Origin of the sequence: Mesorhizobium sp. 1B3 (assembly GCF_050958605.1) — a bacterium.
Taxonomy (GTDB): Bacteria; Pseudomonadota; Alphaproteobacteria; order Rhizobiales; family Rhizobiaceae.
The window spans coordinates 272,711-287,710 of sequence record NZ_JBJHDO010000001.1; the positions used below are offsets into that span (position 1 = coordinate 272,711).

Annotated in this window: 13 protein-coding genes and 1 pseudogene; 6 read left to right on the forward strand and 8 right to left on the reverse strand. The window is 61.3% G+C overall.

Features of this window, described 5'->3' with window-relative positions:
• Window positions 1-16: 16 nt before the first annotated feature.
• The 3 genes from ACCO56_RS01265 to ACCO56_RS01275 all read right to left on the reverse strand — a co-directional run bounded on the left by ACCO56_RS01265 (window position 17) and on the right by ACCO56_RS01275 (window position 3,088).
• The gene (locus tag ACCO56_RS01265) at window positions 17-1,573 is read right to left on the reverse strand and encodes a formate dehydrogenase beta subunit (protein ID WP_433636871.1); all 1,557 of its coding nucleotides are present in this window, start codon (window positions 1,571-1,573) and stop codon (window positions 17-19) included.
• On the reverse strand, window positions 1,570-2,049 hold the full coding sequence (locus ACCO56_RS01270; protein WP_433636873.1) for a formate dehydrogenase subunit gamma: 480 nt from the start codon (window positions 2,047-2,049) through the stop codon (window positions 1,570-1,572). Before ACCO56_RS01270 ends, ACCO56_RS01265 begins: the two co-directional genes overlap by 4 nt.
• 139 nt (window positions 2,050-2,188) lie before the next feature.
• Entirely contained in the window at window positions 2,189-3,088 is a 900-nt protein-coding gene (locus ACCO56_RS01275) for a LysR family transcriptional regulator (protein ID WP_433638286.1), read from the reverse strand.
• Window positions 3,089-3,368: 280 nt separating this feature from the next.
• Between ACCO56_RS01275 and ACCO56_RS01280 the strand changes: the two genes are divergently transcribed.
• Together ACCO56_RS01280 and paaG are read left to right on the forward strand one after the other, a co-directional pair.
• The gene (locus ACCO56_RS01280) at window positions 3,369-4,538 is read left to right on the forward strand and encodes a P-loop NTPase (RefSeq protein WP_433636875.1); all 1,170 of its coding nucleotides are present in this window, start codon (window positions 3,369-3,371) and stop codon (window positions 4,536-4,538) included.
• A gap of 93 nt (window positions 4,539-4,631) precedes the next feature.
• Complete coding sequence (gene paaG, locus ACCO56_RS01285) at window positions 4,632-5,432, forward strand: 2-(1,2-epoxy-1,2-dihydrophenyl)acetyl-CoA isomerase PaaG (RefSeq protein ID WP_433636878.1); 801 nt, start codon at window positions 4,632-4,634, stop codon at window positions 5,430-5,432.
• Here paaG and ACCO56_RS01290 read toward each other — a convergent pair.
• On the reverse strand, window positions 5,429-5,881 hold the full coding sequence (locus ACCO56_RS01290) for an SRPBCC family protein (protein ID WP_433636881.1): 453 nt from the start codon (window positions 5,879-5,881) through the stop codon (window positions 5,429-5,431). The two genes, paaG and ACCO56_RS01290, sit on opposite strands and share 4 nt — an antisense overlap.
• Window positions 5,882-6,147: 266 nt before the next feature.
• Here ACCO56_RS01290 and ACCO56_RS01295 point away from each other — a divergent pair, with 266 nt between their 5' ends.
• The 3 genes from ACCO56_RS01295 to ACCO56_RS01305 all read left to right on the forward strand — a co-directional run bounded on the left by ACCO56_RS01295 (window position 6,148) and on the right by ACCO56_RS01305 (window position 12,108).
• Window positions 6,148-7,953 (forward strand): IlvD/Edd family dehydratase, encoded by a 1,806-nt coding sequence (locus tag ACCO56_RS01295; RefSeq protein ID WP_433636882.1) that lies wholly within the window; start codon window positions 6,148-6,150, stop codon window positions 7,951-7,953.
• Between the two features lie 293 nt (window positions 7,954-8,246).
• A complete protein-coding gene (groL, locus tag ACCO56_RS01300; protein ID WP_433636883.1) occupies window positions 8,247-9,875 on the forward strand; it encodes a chaperonin GroEL in 1,629 nt (542 codons plus the stop codon).
• A 316-nt stretch (window positions 9,876-10,191) separates the two neighbouring features.
• Window positions 10,192-12,108 carry a PAS domain S-box protein gene (locus ACCO56_RS01305; protein WP_433636884.1) on the forward strand — a complete coding sequence of 639 codons (1,917 nt, stop codon included), beginning with the start codon at window positions 10,192-10,194 and terminating at the stop codon, window positions 12,106-12,108.
• A 102-nt stretch (window positions 12,109-12,210) separates the two neighbouring features.
• On the opposite strand, the gene ACCO56_RS01310 is transcribed toward ACCO56_RS01305, so the two are convergent.
• The 4 genes and pseudogenes from ACCO56_RS01310 to ACCO56_RS01325 all read right to left on the reverse strand — a co-directional run.
• The gene (locus ACCO56_RS01310; protein WP_433636886.1) at window positions 12,211-12,333 is read right to left on the reverse strand and encodes a hypothetical protein; all 123 of its coding nucleotides are present in this window, start codon (window positions 12,331-12,333) and stop codon (window positions 12,211-12,213) included.
• A complete protein-coding gene (locus ACCO56_RS01315) occupies window positions 12,330-12,587 on the reverse strand; it encodes a DUF6894 family protein (protein ID WP_433636888.1) in 258 nt (85 codons plus the stop codon). Before ACCO56_RS01315 ends, ACCO56_RS01310 begins: the two co-directional genes overlap by 4 nt.
• A gap of 69 nt (window positions 12,588-12,656) precedes the next feature.
• Window positions 12,657-13,160 carry a ferritin-like domain-containing protein gene (locus tag ACCO56_RS01320; RefSeq protein WP_433636889.1) on the reverse strand — a complete coding sequence of 168 codons (504 nt, stop codon included), beginning with the start codon at window positions 13,158-13,160 and terminating at the stop codon, window positions 12,657-12,659.
• Between the two features lie 101 nt (window positions 13,161-13,261).
• Window positions 13,262-13,615 (reverse strand): annotated as a pseudogene (locus ACCO56_RS01325) (low affinity iron permease family protein); the annotation flags it as partial.
• A 376-nt stretch (window positions 13,616-13,991) separates the two neighbouring features.
• Here ACCO56_RS01325 and ACCO56_RS01330 point away from each other — a divergent pair.
• Window positions 13,992-14,561, forward strand: a complete 570-nt coding sequence (locus tag ACCO56_RS01330; protein WP_433636891.1) for a DUF1003 domain-containing protein — start codon at window positions 13,992-13,994, stop codon at window positions 14,559-14,561.
• Window positions 14,562-15,000: the final 439 nt, after the last annotated feature.

The window sequence follows — 15,000 nt, forward strand, 5'->3', positions numbered from 1 at the left end:
TCATGGCTGTCCGCTCCTATTCCGCGGCTTCGGCGATGGGCGAGGGGCGAAAGTCTTCCGGAAAATGCGTCATCGCGCTCATCACCGGATACGGCGCAAAGCCTCCCAGCGCGCAAAGGGATCCGAACTTCATCGTGTCGCAAAGATCGGCGACGAGTTCGATCTGCTTCTCCGGTTCGATATTGAGGGCGATCTTGTCCAGAGTCTCGACGCCCCGGATGGAACCGAGTCGGCAAGGCGTGCATTTGCCGCAGCTCTCGATCGCGCAGAATTCCATTGCGAAGCGCGCCTGCTTCAGCATATCAGCCGTGTCGTCGAAGACGACGATGCCGGCATGGCCGACGAGGCCGTCCTTGGCCGCGAAGGCCTCGTAGTCGAAGGGTGTATCGAACAAGGCACGGGGAAAATAGGCGCCCAGCGGGCCGCCGACCTGCACCGCCTTGATCGGGCGGCCGCTCCGGGTACCGCCTCCGATATCGTCGACGATCTCTGCGAGCGTCAGCCCGAAGGCCGCCTCGAATAGCCCGCCATGTCTGACGTTGCCGGCGATCTGGATCGGAATGGTGCCGCGCGAGCGGCCCATGCCGAAATCCTTGTAGAAGGCGCCCCCCTTGGCGAGGATGATCGGCACCGAGGCGAGTGAGATCACATTGTTGATGACGGTCGGTTTGCCGAACAGGCCCTTATGCGCGGGGAGGGGCGGCTTGGCGCGCACCAGGCCACGCTTGCCTTCGAGGCTCTCGAGAAGCGATGTTTCCTCGCCGCAGACATAGGCGCCGGCGCCGACCCTGACTTCCAAGTCGAAGGCATAGGACGAGCCTAGGACCTTCGCGCCGAGAACGCCGGCCTTGCGGGCGATGGCGATTGCCGCATTCATCGCCGCCGCGGCATGCGGATATTCCGAGCGGATATAGATGTAGCCCTTGGTGGCGCCGACGGCGATGCCGGCGATCGCCATGCCCTCGATGAGCACGAAGGGATCGCCTTCCATGATCATGCGATCGGCGAAAGTCCCGGAATCACCTTCGTCGGCATTGCAGACGATATATTTGCGGTCGGCGGCCGTATCGAGAACAGTCTTCCATTTGATGCCGGTCGGAAAGCCTGCGCCGCCACGGCCACGCAGGCCGGAATCCGTGACTTCAGCCACGATCTCGGTCGGGGCCATGGCAATTGCCTTCTTCAGTCCGGCGAGGCCGCCATGGGCGGCATAGTCGTCGAGCGACAGCGGATCGGTGATCCCGCACCGCGCAAAGGTCAGCCGTGTCTGTCGGGCAAGGAACGGTATGTTTTCCGGCTCGCCGAGCCGGCGCTCGTGTTGGCCGCCCGTCAGGAAACCGGCGTCGAACAGCGATTTGACGTCTCCTGGGCGCACTGGCCCATAGGCGATGCGGCCGGTCTCCGTCAGCACTTCGATCATTGGCTCGAGCCAATAAAGACCGCGTGACCCTGTCCGGACGATGCGCGCTTTCTGGCCGCGTTCGGCGAGTTCATTTTCGACGGCTTGGGCCACCTTTTCGGCACCGAGTGCGAGGGCGCCGGAATCGCGTGGAATGTAGATCGTAGTTGTCATGCCCTGACCGCCTCGACGATCTCTTCGATCTTGCCCATATCGAGCCGGCCGATCACCTCGCCATCGAGCATGGCCGAGGGGGCACAGGCGCAAAGGCCAAGACAATAGACCGGCTCCAAGGTCACGGATCCGTCGTTGGTCGTCTCATGGAAGCCGATGCCGAGCAACTGCTTCAGCCGGTCGGCCATTGCATCTCCGCCGACGGCCTGACAGGCCTCGGCGCGACAGAGCTTCAGGACGTGCCGCCCGGCGGGGTGCCTGCGATAGTCGTGATAGAAGCTTACGACGCCGTGCACTTCGGCTCGGGAGAGATTGAGCGCCGAGGCGATGACGGGCAGGCTCTCGGAGGGGACGTAGCCGAATTCTTCCTGGATGCCGTGCAGGATCGGCAACAACGGACCCTCCAGCCCTTTGAGTTGCTCGACGACTGCGGTGGTGCGAGTCTCGATCTCGGTACTTGCAACCTGCATTCCCATGCAGCGCCCTCCCTGAAGACGGTGCCGCCTGACGAGCACCTAAGTGCTTAACAAAACAAAGCAAACGGGCCTGATCAATAAGCCAGTTCCGTGGAACGATAGAAGTTTTCTATTGATTTCCTCCTGCCTTAGGGTCAACTCAGCGGCGTATCCCGAAATCGTTTGCCAGCGTCATTGCCTCTTCCAGAAGCGCCGAGACCAGCGGCGTATGCGGCTCGCGGCGTGCCGCAACCAGGCCCACGACGTGGCTCGCATCGGGGTTGACGATCGGAATGGCCCGGATCGGTTCCGAAAAACCGAATGTCTCCGTGAGATTGAGCGGCATGATCGACGACCACTTACCGGTCCGGATATGCGAGAAGAGCACGATCATCGAATTGGATTCGAGCGTCGGGCGAACATTCACTCCGGCTTCGGCGAGATGCTGGTCGATAATCCGGCGGTTCTGCATGTCGGGTGTCAGGAGGCAGAGCGGCAGCCGGCTAACCTCCGCCCAAGTCACGGACGCGCTGTCCGAGTGTGGATTGCCGGCCGCGGTAATGAGCTGATAGCGCTCCGAATAGATCGGCACGCTGGTGACGCGCCCCAGCGGCTCGTTGTCGAGATAGGTGATGCCGGCGTCGATGTCGAAATTGCCGAGCAATGAGAGCACTTCGATCGAGGTGCGCGACAGGACGGAAAACGTCACGCCCGGGTGCTTCTCCCGAAATGGGGTGGTGAGTTTCGCCACCATGGCGAGGGCAGTCGGTATGGCTGCGATGCGGATGCGCCCGGAAAGTCCCTTGCGGGCGGCGCGCATTTCCTCGCGCATGGCGCGGGTATCTCCGACAATACGCCGCGCCCAGGCGAGCACCTGCTCTCCTTCCGGCGTCAGACCCTGGAAACGCGAACCGCGTCGCACCAGCATCACGCCGAGTTGGTCCTCCAGTTGCTTGATGGCGGCCGACAAGGTGGGCTGAGTGATGCCGAGCTGCTCGGCAGCACGGCCGAAATGCTCTTCCTTGGCGAGAGCGATGAAAAATTCGAGCTTGTCGATCATGGATGCCGGGTTGCGATTGAGACGGCATTCAAGGTCGGCCAAACCGACGATCCAGGCAATAGCCTACATACCATTGCGACGGAGGCAGGCGCCTCGGCCACGATAGATATCACCGATCAAGATCGACGCCATGCCGCAATTGGAGTTGGCCCCTGTCAGTCTGACCTGCCGCGACGAATATGCTCGATGACCTTGTCATGTCCCGATCGTCTCGAGCGGTGCTTGGTTCCGGCGACACAATGCACTATCTGGAGTCACGAAACGAACTGGGCGAGGCATCATGTCGGTCACCAAGCAAGCCGTCATCGAAAGGCTGAAGACGGTGAATGGTCCGGACTTCACCGGCAATATCGTCGATCTCGGCCTGGTGTCGGAAATCTTCATAGCCGACGGCAAGGTGTTCTTCTCGATCACCGTACCGGCTGCGCGGGCACAGGAGATGGAGCCGCTGCGCGCGGCCGCCGAGCGCGTCGTGAAGGCCATTCCCGGCGTAACGGGCGCCGTGGTAGCGCTGACCGCTGAAAAGAAGGGCGGCGGGATGGAGAATGCACCGCCGCGTCCGGCGGTGCAGCCGCAGCCTCGTCCTGCGCCGGCGACCCGGCCGACCCCCCACGCTCCACCGTCGGAAAGCCGCGGCAAGCGCGGCGTGCCCGGCATTGCCGCGATCATTGCCGTCGCTTCGGGCAAGGGCGGCGTCGGCAAATCGACGACGGCGGTGAACATCGCGCTGGGCCTTTCAGCCAACGGTTTGAAGGTCGGGGTTCTCGACGCCGACATCTACGGGCCGTCCATGCCGCGGCTCCTCAACATCCATGGCAGGCCGCAGACGGCCGACGGCAAGACATTGAGGCCGATGGAGAATTTCGGGCTCAAGGTGATGTCGATGGGCTTTCTCGTCGACGAGGAGACGCCGATGATCTGGCGCGGCCCGATGGTGATGTCGGCGCTGACGCAGATGCTGCGCGAGGTCGAATGGGGTGATCTCGACGTGCTCGTCGTCGACATGCCGCCTGGCACCGGCGATGCGCAGCTGACCATGGCCCAGCAGGTGCCGCTTGCCGGGGCCATCATCGTCTCCACGCCGCAGGATCTTGCGCTCATAGACGCCAGAAAAGGGCTCAACATGTTCAGGAAGGTCGACGTGCCGCTGCTCGGCATCGTCGAGAACATGAGCTATTTCATCGCTCCCGACACCGGCAAGCGCTACGACATCTTCGGTCATGGCGGCGCGCGCAGAGAAGCGGAGCGCCTCGGCGTTCATTTCCTTGGCGAAGTCCCGCTTGTCATGGATATCCGCGAAACGTCGGATGCCGGTGCCCCGGTCGTGGCCTCGAAACCCGATGGAGCGGAGGCGAAGATCTATCGCGAAATCGCGGCGAAAGTCTGGGACCGCTTGAGGGAGGAGCGTGGCGGCGCAGCTTCAGCCGGTCCGGCGATCGTCTTCGAGTGAAAGCGAAGAGCGCGTAGCCATTAGGGAAGAAGGAAAAAGGCTTGCGCCGGGAGGCGCATGCAGCATCATGCTTGCTACTCCGGGAGGGGAAATTTGACCGAAACCGCCGTCAAGCATGAGCGTCGCGAGGGTTACGCGGTCCTGACGCTCAATCGCCCGGAACGATTGAACGCCTTCAACGAAGCGCAGCATCTGGCGTTGCGGACCGCGCTCCAAGATTGTGCCGCCGACGATCGCTGCCGTGCCGTCGTTTTGACCGGTGCTGGCCGCGGCTTTTGCGCCGGCCAGGATCTGGCCGACCGCGATCCCACGCTTATGGGCGAAAATCCGGACCTTGGCGAGACACTCGAGGTATACTACAACCCTCTCGTCCTCCAGATCCGCGGCTTGGAAAAGCCGGTGATTTGCGCCGTCAACGGGGTTGCGGCGGGAGCCGGCGCAAACATTGCGCTTGCCTGCGATATCGTCCTGGCCGCCCGCTCCGCGACCTTCATCCAGGCATTTTCCAAAATCGGTCTCATTCCGGACGCCGGCGGCACATGGTGGCTGACGCAGAGGCTCGGCGAAGCCCGGGCCAAGGCCCTAGCCCTTACGGCGGCACCGCTCGCCGCGGAGGAGGCGGCATCCTGGGGCCTTATCTGGCGCGCCGTCGAAGACGACAAGCTCATGCACGAAGCCACGACCCTGGCTGAAGCTTTTGCCAAGGGGCCGACCCACGCTTATGCGCTGACAAAGAAAGCGATCCACGCCGCCACCGGCAACACGCTCGAAAAACAGTTGCGGGTCGAGCGGGAACTGCAGCGCGAAGCCGGCCGCTCGGACGACTACCGGGAAGGCGTTGCCGCCTTCCTGCAGAAACGCCCGGCCGTCTTCGGCGGGCGCAGCCCGCGCTAGGTGCCGCTCACGCGCTCGTTGAAACTTGAGAAGAACTGCCCGGCGAGTTTCTTCGAGGTCGAGGTGATGAGCCGGCTGCCGAGCTGCGCGATCTTGCCGCCCACCTCGGCCTTGGCGGCATATTTCAGCACCGTGTTCTCGGGCCCGTCGGCGGACAGCGTCACGTCGGCGCCGCCCTTGGCGAAACCGGCAATGCCGCCCTTGCCTTCACCGGCAATGGTGTAGGAGTGCGGCGGGTTGAGGTTCTTCAGCGTCACCTCGCCGTTGAAAGTCGCCTTGATGGGGCCGATCTTGAGGACCACCGTGGCGGCGAGTTCCGTATCCGACTTCTTCTCCAGGCTCTGGCAGCCGGGGATGCAGTCCTGCAGGACGGCGGGATCGTTGAGCGCCTCCCACACCTTCTGTACTGGAGCAGCAATCTTTTCCTCGCCTTCGATCACCAGCGCCATGCGATCCTCCTCTCCACGATGCCCGAAGGCGTAGCCGATAAGCAGTTAGCTGTCCATCGCACCAAAGTGCGGGTACGGGGCCGGCTCTATTTGTCAGACAAATAGCTTCGAAGGCTTGCGGCCGGACTTCCCTTGTCATAACCATGCGGGTGCTGGAGCGGCGAATCCACCGATCAAAGAGGCGGCTGTTCCAGCACCTGTTTCGCACCGGATCTCCCGAAACCAGTTCCCGATATCGGGTCCGATGCTCAATTGTGGAGGGCTCAATGTCGGTTCTGAAAAAAGAAAAGAAGCTGCGCTCGCAGGAGTGGTTCGACAACCCGGACGATCCCGAGATGACGGCCCTCTACATAGAGCGTTATTTGAATTACGGACTTACCCGGGCCGAGCTCCAGTCGGGAAAGCCCATCATCGGCATAGCGCAGACCGGCTCCGATCTTTCGCCCTGCAACCGCCACCATGTCGAATTGGCCAAGCGCATCCGTTCCGGTATCGAAGCCGCCGGCGGCGTTGCGTTCGAGTTTCCATGCCATCCGATCCAGGAGACAGGCAAACGCCCGACGGCGTCGCTCGACCGCAATCTTGCCTATCTCTCGCTGGTCGAAGTGCTCTACGGCTATCCGCTGGATGGGGTCGTGCTGACCATCGGATGCGACAAGACGACCCCGGCGCTGCTGATGGCTGCTGCCACCGTGAACCTACCGGCGATCGCTTTCTCCGTCGGGCCGATGCTGAATGGCTGGTACCATGGTGAACGCGCCGGCTCCGGTACCGTGGTCTGGAAGTCCCGCGAACGTCTTGCGGCAGGCGAGATCGACGAGGAGCAGTTCATGGCCGCCGTGACGGCCTCGGCCCCCTCGGTCGGCTATTGCAACACCATGGGTACGGCTTCGACCATGAATTCGCTGGCCGAGGCGCTCGGAATGCAGCTTCCCGGATCCGCCGCTATTCCGGCGCCGTACCGCGAACGCGGCCAGATGGCCTACGATACCGGCCGTCGAATCGTGGAGATGGTGGAAGAGGACATCCGCCCTTCCGACATCATGACGCGCGAAGCCTTCGAAAACGCCGTTGTTGTGAACTCGGCAATCGGCGGCTCGACCAATGCGCCGATCCATTTGAATGCGGTGGCCCGTCATCTCGGCGTTTCGCTCGACAACGACGATTGGGAACGCCTCGGCCACAGGATTCCGCTCCTGGTCAACATGCAGCCGGCGGGGGCCTATCTTGGCGAAGATTTCTTCCGGGCCGGCGGTGTGCCCTCCGTGGTGAGTGAACTCATGAAGGCGGACCTCCTGCCGCACCCCGACGCGCTGACGGTCAACGGGCGGTCCATCGGGGAAAATTGCCGCGATACGCCGACCGAAAACCGTGACGTCATATTCTCCGCGGCGGAACCGTTGAAGGCCGATGCCGGCTTCATCAACCTGAAGGGGAACCTTTTCGATTCCGCGATCATGAAGACCAGCGTGATCTCCAAGGCCTTCCGGGAGCGTTATCTGTCGAACCCCGCCGATCCCGATGCGTTCGAAGGCAAGGCCGTGGTTTTCGACGGCCGCGAGGATTATCACAGCCGCATAGAAGATCCCTCACTCGGCATCGACGAGAACACGATCCTGTTCATCCGCGGGACGGGCGCCATCGGTTATCCCGGCGCCGCGGAAGTCGTGAACATGCAGCCGCCGGCGGCTCTGATCAAGAAGGGCATCACGGAACTTCCCTGCGTCGGCGACGGGCGGCAGTCCGGCACGTCTGGCAGCCCTTCCATTCTCAATGCCTCGCCCGAAGCCGCGGCCGGAGGCGGATTGGCCATCCTGAGGGATGGCGATCGCGTTCGCATCGACCTGCGGAAGGGGCGCGCCGACATCCTGGCCAGCGACGAGGAACTGCAGCGCCGACGCGCCGAACTCGACAAGAGCGGAGGGTATCGTTATCCGGCTCACCAAACTCCGTGGCAGGAGATCCAGCGCGGCATGGTCGACCAGCTATCCGAGGGCATGGTCCTCAAGCCTGCTGTGAAATACCAGCGCGTTTCCCAGCAGGGCAAAGGCGTGCCGCGGGACAATCACTGACGACTTGATCGACGCTCGGCGCGCCCGGCGATAAGCCTTCCAAATCAGTCGGATGAGGATGCCCGAAAAAACTTCGGGCATCCTCTTGAAAGCTCTCCTCCACAAACCAGATTTCAATCGGTGGCTCATGGAGTTGCCCGAGATCGGCTGGCCTGCCGGTCCTCTCCAGGAACCCGCTCGAAGGAGGACGAGGGGACGTTCCGTTCCTCCGCCTGTTCCTGTCCGATGGGCCGATGCCCGTATCGGGAGGCGAGTGTTTGCCGCCGAGCGGATTTGTTTGAAGGAGATGGACGATGGCTGCCAAGGAAGTGCTTTTCCATTCCGACGCCCGTGACAAGATGTTGCAGGGCGTCGAGATCCTGGCCAATGCGGTGCGCGTCACGCTGGGTCCGAAGGGCCGCAACGTAGTGCTGGAGAAGTCGTTCGGTGCCCCGCGTGTGACCAAGGACGGCGTCACCGTGGCCAAGGAAATCGAGCTCCAGGACAAGTTCGAGAATATGGGCGCCCAGATGGTGCGTGAGGTCGCGTCCAGGACGAGCGACGTGGCCGGCGACGGAACGACCACTGCCACGGTGCTTGCTCACGCGATCGTTCGGGAAGGCGCCAAGGCCGTCGCCGCCGGCATGAACCCGATGGATCTGAAGCGCGGTATCGATCTTGCCGTCAGTGCCATCGTCGAAGAATTGAAGCATAACGCTCGGAAGGTCACCCGGAACGACGAGATCGCCCAGGTCGGCACCATCTCGGCCAATGGCGACACCGAGATCGGCCGCTTCCTGGCCGAGGCCATGCAGAAGGTCGGCAACGAGGGCGTCATCACCGTCGAGGAAGCCAAGACCGCCGAGACCGAGCTCGAAGTGGTCGAGGGCATGCAGTTCGATCGCGGCTATCTCAGCCCCTATTTCATCACCAATCAGGACAAGATGCGGGTCGAGTTGGACGAGCCCTATGTGCTGATCCACGAGAAGAAGCTGTCCAATCTGCAGGCCATGCTGCCGGTGCTGGAGGCGGTGGTGCAATCGGGCAAGCCGCTGCTGATCATCGCCGAGGACGTCGAGGGCGAGGCGCTGGCGACGCTGGTGGTCAACAAGCTGCGCGGCGGGCTGAAGGTGGCGGCGGTCAAGGCGCCGGGCTTCGGCGACCGCCGCAAGGCCATGTTGGAAGATATCGCCATCCTGACCGGCGGCACGGCGATCTCGGAGGATCTCGGCATCAAGCTCGAGAACGTCACCCTTCAGATGTTGGGCCGCGCCAAGAAAATCGAAGTGGAGAAGGAGACGACGACCATTGTGGACGGCGCCGGCCGCAAGGAGGAGATCCAGAGCCGCATCGCGCAGATCAAGGCGCAGATCGAGGAGACCACGTCGGACTACGACCGTGAGAAGTTGCAGGAGCGGCTGGCGAAGCTGGCCGGCGGCGTCGCGGTGATCCGGGTCGGCGGCTCGACCGAGGTCGAGGTCAAGGAGAAGAAGGACCGTGTCGATGATGCGCTGCACGCCACCCGCGCGGCTGTCGAGGAGGGCGTCCTGCCCGGCGGCGGCGTTGCCTTGCTAAGAACCGCCAAGGTACTGGATGGGCTGAACGGCGCCAATGCGGATCAGCGTGTGGGCATCGAGATCGTGCGGCGCGCTATCGAAACCCCGGCTCGCCAGATCGCCGAGAATTCCGGAGCCGACGGCTCAATCATCATTGGCAAGCTGCGTGAGCGAGACGACTTCTCCTATGGCTGGAATGCTCAGACCGGAGAATTCGGCGATCTCTTTGCGCAAGGGGTTATCGACCCGGCCAAGGTGGTTCGTGCGTCCCTCGAGGATGCGGCCTCCGTCGCAGGCCTGCTCGTGACCACCGAGGCGATGATCGCCGACAAGCCGAAGAAGGAAGCCCCGACGCCCCCGATGCCGGGAGGAGGGATGGATTTTTGAGGCTGGAGCGCCGCGTGTAAGCCTGCCGAGGCGCCTCCCGAGCCCGCTTGCCAGCCTGCCGGCCTGCGCCGGGTTCGACAACACCGTGCATCAGATCCTGCTTATGCGGGGCTGCGACCACGTGTCCTGCGGTCGTAGGTATGTCTTTCCAATCCGCGCGTGGCCAAAAGTTAGGCCCACGTCTGCGGTGTTCGTCAGGACCGACTTCCCAACCGCGGGTACACTTCTGGACTGGCATTTGTATCAAGAGACGCTACTTATAAATGTTTGCTTGTGACCCGTTCACTGACGGGATGACCACCCTTCGGGAGTACCGATGAGCGACGCTTCTATAGAGATAGCCAAGGCCGGTGCCTTCGACAGAAGGACGACTCAAGCTGCGATTGACCAACCAGAATGGCTCTTCGACCTTCTTCCGGCAGCCGCATACGTCTGCGATGCCAACGGCTTGATCATTCGCTATAACCGGCGCGCAGCGGAACTTTGGGGGCAGTGGCCGCAGTTGGGCGATCCGACGCAGCGATTCTGCGGATCGTTTCGGCTCTATTTCCCGGACGGCACGCCACTTCCCCATGACGAATGTCCAATGGCAGTTGCGCTGCGAACCGGCATCTCGCCGGATGGCCAAGAAGTTGTGATCGAACGCCCTGACGGGTCACGTGTCCTTGCACTCGCCAATATCGACGCTCTGAAGGATGACCTGGGCCAGATCATTGGCGCTATCAGCTGCCTGCAATCGAAAGGGCCCGCGAACGGCCACGGAACCTTGTCATGCTCCGAGGACATCATTCTGGATGGCAAGAAGCCGCTCGATGCGGGCCAAGCTGTGGACCTATTGGCTTGGGTCTCGGCAACGGCGGAGCTCCGCCAGACTCAAGATTGGCTGCGTGCGGTGATCGATGATCTGCCTGCCGCAGTTTACACCACCGATGCCGAGGGACGAATTACGCTGTTCAACAAGGCTTGCGTTGAGTTCTCCGGTCGAGTTCCGCAGTTGGGCACCGACATCTGGTGCGTGACGTGGAGGCTCTATTGGCCCGATGGCACGCCGCTTCCGCACGACGAATGCCCAATGGCCATAGCGCTGAAGGAAAGACGACCTGTCAGAGGAGTTGAGGCTGTTGCAGAGCGTCCTGACGGCAGCCGCGTCCCGTTCATGCCCTATCCTACCCCCATATTCGACAAGTCGGGAAAACTCATCGGCGCAGTCAACATGTTGGTGGACCTCACAGAGGTCAAACACAGCCAGGAATTGGACGCGCGATTGGCCGCCATTGTGGAGTCGTCCCAGGATGCCATCATCAGCAAGGGTTTGGATGGCAAGATCATCAGCGTCAATCGCGCCGCGGAGCAGCTGTTCGGCTATACGGCAGCTGAGTTGGTCGGGATGCCGGTCACGATACTGTTTCCGGAAGACCGACTGGAAGAAGAAGTAAGTATCATAGAGCGTATCCGGCGAGGGATTCGGGTCGAAAGCTATGAGACCGTACGTCGGCGCAAGGACGGAAGCCTCTTCGATGTCTCACTTACAGTGTCTCCGATCAGGGATGCCGGCGGAAGAGTGATCGGAGCATCCAAGATTGCTCGTGACATAACGGAACGCAAACGCGCGCAAGAGCAGCGAGAGCTGCTTCTCAGGGAGATGAACCACCGGGTCAAGAATCTGTTCACGCTCGCCAGCGGCATTGTGTCCCTTAGTGCCCGCTCGCAGGCGAGTCAGGACGATATGGTGCGGGCCCTCCAGGGCCGTCTAATGGCTCTGGCACGGGCTCACGAACTGACCCTTCCTGATCTGGCGCATGGAGCAGTAGGCACGAATACCGGTACGTCCTTGGAGGAATTGCTCAGCGCCATCATCGCCCCCTTCCAAAGCTCTCAAAGCGAGAAGGCGCGCATCGCCATTGGTGGGCCCAGCGTGCATATCGGGAAACAGGCCATGACAGGCATGGCTCTTCTTCTTCATGAGCTCGCTACCAACTCTGCGAAATATGGGGCGCTATCCACTCCGACCGGATCGATCAGCGTGCGCTGGTCTGTCGATGGGGAGAAGGTGGAGCTCCACTGGCTGGAAGACGGTGGGCCCAAGATAGATGGCGAGCCTGAGCGAGAGGGCTTCGGCAGTCGCATCGCCCGAGGAACCACCATTCAGTTGGATGCTGACCTCTCTCGTGAGTGGCTTCCAGACGGCTTGATCGTTCATTTTTCAGCGTCGCTCGAAAAGCTCAGTCTGTAAGATAAATGGTCGCTGTCGGCGTGCGCTTGAGGGAGGCTCCACTAAGGGAGAAGCTTATCCAGCGGAGCGACGGCGGTCTTACCTCTGAGGTTCTTGCTTACGTTACCGCCCCTGCCCGAACCAAGTGGCAGATGCGAGCTCGTAACCGCTCTTGGGCCCAATGGTCATCATCAGGATAAACCCGGCCGCTGCCGCGAAGGCAATCATCGCCAAGGCCGACTTCATTGCTCGTCTCCCGAGCCTTCAGGATGTTCCAGATCCGCGAATGCAACCGTGACGACCAACGACCCGGCTTCGTCATATACGCGGACAATCCATTGGCGCGTTGATTTTTCCGTTGGTGACGCGATGTAGCCGTCTATCAACGCCTCGCGAGCCGCCTGCACTGCATCCCGCCGTGCGGCCTTGGCATCGGGCAGGTCGACCTCGGTCGCCCCTTGCTCGATGTTGCCAGCAAATTCGAAGCGATATCGGGGCACGGCGAGGAGGCTCTGTCGCTTGCTTCGTTCGAGGAGCGGGGCACTCGATCATGCCCCGCCTTGCGGCTGTTAGGCCGCTTTCGCTTTTTGATTGGCAGCGGTTTCGGCCAATTGCGTGAGCGTCTCGTCGGTTTTCTTTTCCTCCGCAAGGGTCTCGTCGAGGAGCTTGACGGCGTCTGCCATGCCGAGCTCCTGAGCCCAGCGCTTCAGTGTGCCGTATCGGGTGATCTCATAATGTTCGGCTGCTTGCGCAGCGGCGATGAGGCCCGCATCCAGTGCAGGCGAGGACTTGAAGTCCTCCATGATCTCTTCGCCTTCCTCGACGATACCGTCGATCGCGGGGCAGGTTTTACCCTGTGCCCGCTTCCCAAAAATCTCGAAGACCTGCTGGAGACGCTGTACATGCTCTTCGGTCTCGTCCTGGTGCTTTTTGAAGGCTGCGGCGACGTCAGGCGACTCCGCGCCTCGTGCCATCTTCGGCAACGCCTTCAGCAGCTTTCGCTCGGCATAGTAGATATCGCGAAGAGTTTCATGAAAAAGGTCTTCCAGTTTCTTTTCGGCTTTCGCGGCCATTGATTTTTCCCCTTGGGTGTGACGGACCGCCTTCCAACTGCAGCGGACGACTTCCGTTCCATCGCCAGGTATGCGTTTTGCGAAATGTCGATCGGGCAGTTCTCCTCATTCTTCAAAACCTTCTCGCAGAGCTGCCGGAAGCGTTCTACTTCGCTCTCCGGCAAATGCTCGATCCCGATGAATCGGTTTCGCCCATCCGAAACTCGGATCAGCTCGTCAAGTTTAGCCTGGACGGCGGCACCGTCTCGGTTTTGCGTGTTCTGGATAAGGAAGACCATCAGGAAAGTGATGATTGTAGTTGCTGTGTTGATGAGGAGCTGCCAGGTCCCGGAAAAACCCATCACGGGCCCGGAAACCAGCCATAGACCGATAAGGCTGCAACAAGCCGCGAAGGTCAGAGGCTTTCCCGCCGCTCGGGCGACGGCATTCGCCGCGGCCGTAAACACTCGTTCCATGTGTGAAGGCTCCCGTTGGATCGTTCATAAACTGAACAAACTGGAAGTAGGTTCCGGGCGAAAGCGCTTGGCGGCCACTTCACGACTCATTGGGACGCAGATCAATCGGTGAGGTCCCGGCAGGAAACGTTTCCTTCCATTCGTCCCGAGCATCGCGGCATCTCCTTCCCGACCACCCGTTCACTGTCGTACCGGTGCAAGCGCTTCTCGAGCGGGGTACGTCCGCCTGGAACAGGAAGGCCCGTTTCCGGTTGGGTTTTCGAAGGGTTTACCCCTTGTCGCTCGACCAAGCCGAAGACGGGACCGCCCAAGTCGCGTGTTTGATACTAAGGGCATTCGCAACTGTTGACCGGCACGGCGGATTGCGAGGATGCGAATGGCTCAACAGCGAAGAACTGATGTCTCCTCCCCCGGCAGCAGTCCTACCTACCCACCACCACCACCCGAAGGACTGACACCTGTCCTGGAGCGAAACATCGAAGCACTGTACGAGCGTCGTAAAAGGGAGGCACAAGCCGCCTCCTGGCAGGAGCAGGCAGCCGACGCCATCGCCCGTTTCACCGGCAGCATGACGTTTGTGTACTTGCATCTGATTGCCTTCGGGATCTGGATTGCGGCCAATCTGCACTGGATTCCGGGCATTCCGGCGTGGGACGAATCCTTTGTCGTTCTTGCGATGGTCGCGTCCGTTGAGGCAATCTTTCTGTCGACCTTCGTCCTCATCACTCAAAACCGCATGGCTGCGGCTGCCGACAAGCGCGCCGACCTAGACCTTCAAATAAGTTTGTTGGCGGAGCACGAAATCACCAAGCTGACAGAGCTGGTCTCGGCCATTGCTCACAAGATGGATGTCCAGACGGAGGTGCAACATGAGCTCGAGGAGATCAAACGGGATGTTGCCCCCGACACTGTGCTCGACACTATCGAGAGCAAGAACACGGAATAGCCTCTTAAGATGGGGGGCGAGGTTCTGAGTTCCAGCATTGAGAGATCAGTCGGGGGTAACGTACGTCCCAGGCGTCTGATCCTAGGTGCTCGGCTTCAGGAGCCAATGGGGTCAGCTAGCGGCGGAGGGATGATGGCGATGAGAAACGCTACCGGGCGATCCTCCATCCCATCGCCGATGAACGTGGTGAGCGTGCTGACAAGCAAATTTCAATGTCGCCCGCAGTTTAGAAGCTTGGAATATATGAATTTGGCCCTACTGTTATTGGACACCGGGTAATGGCCAGCGCCGGTGACAATTTCTGACCGGGTTGCGGCGTGGTTTGGCGGGAGCTCAGGTAGCCCTTTCAATCGATGGAACGCCTATGGTGGGGAGCGAATTACCCGGTTCGGATAAGTCGCAAAGGACAGGTACCTTTCCGCTTCGAAAAGATCCCGTT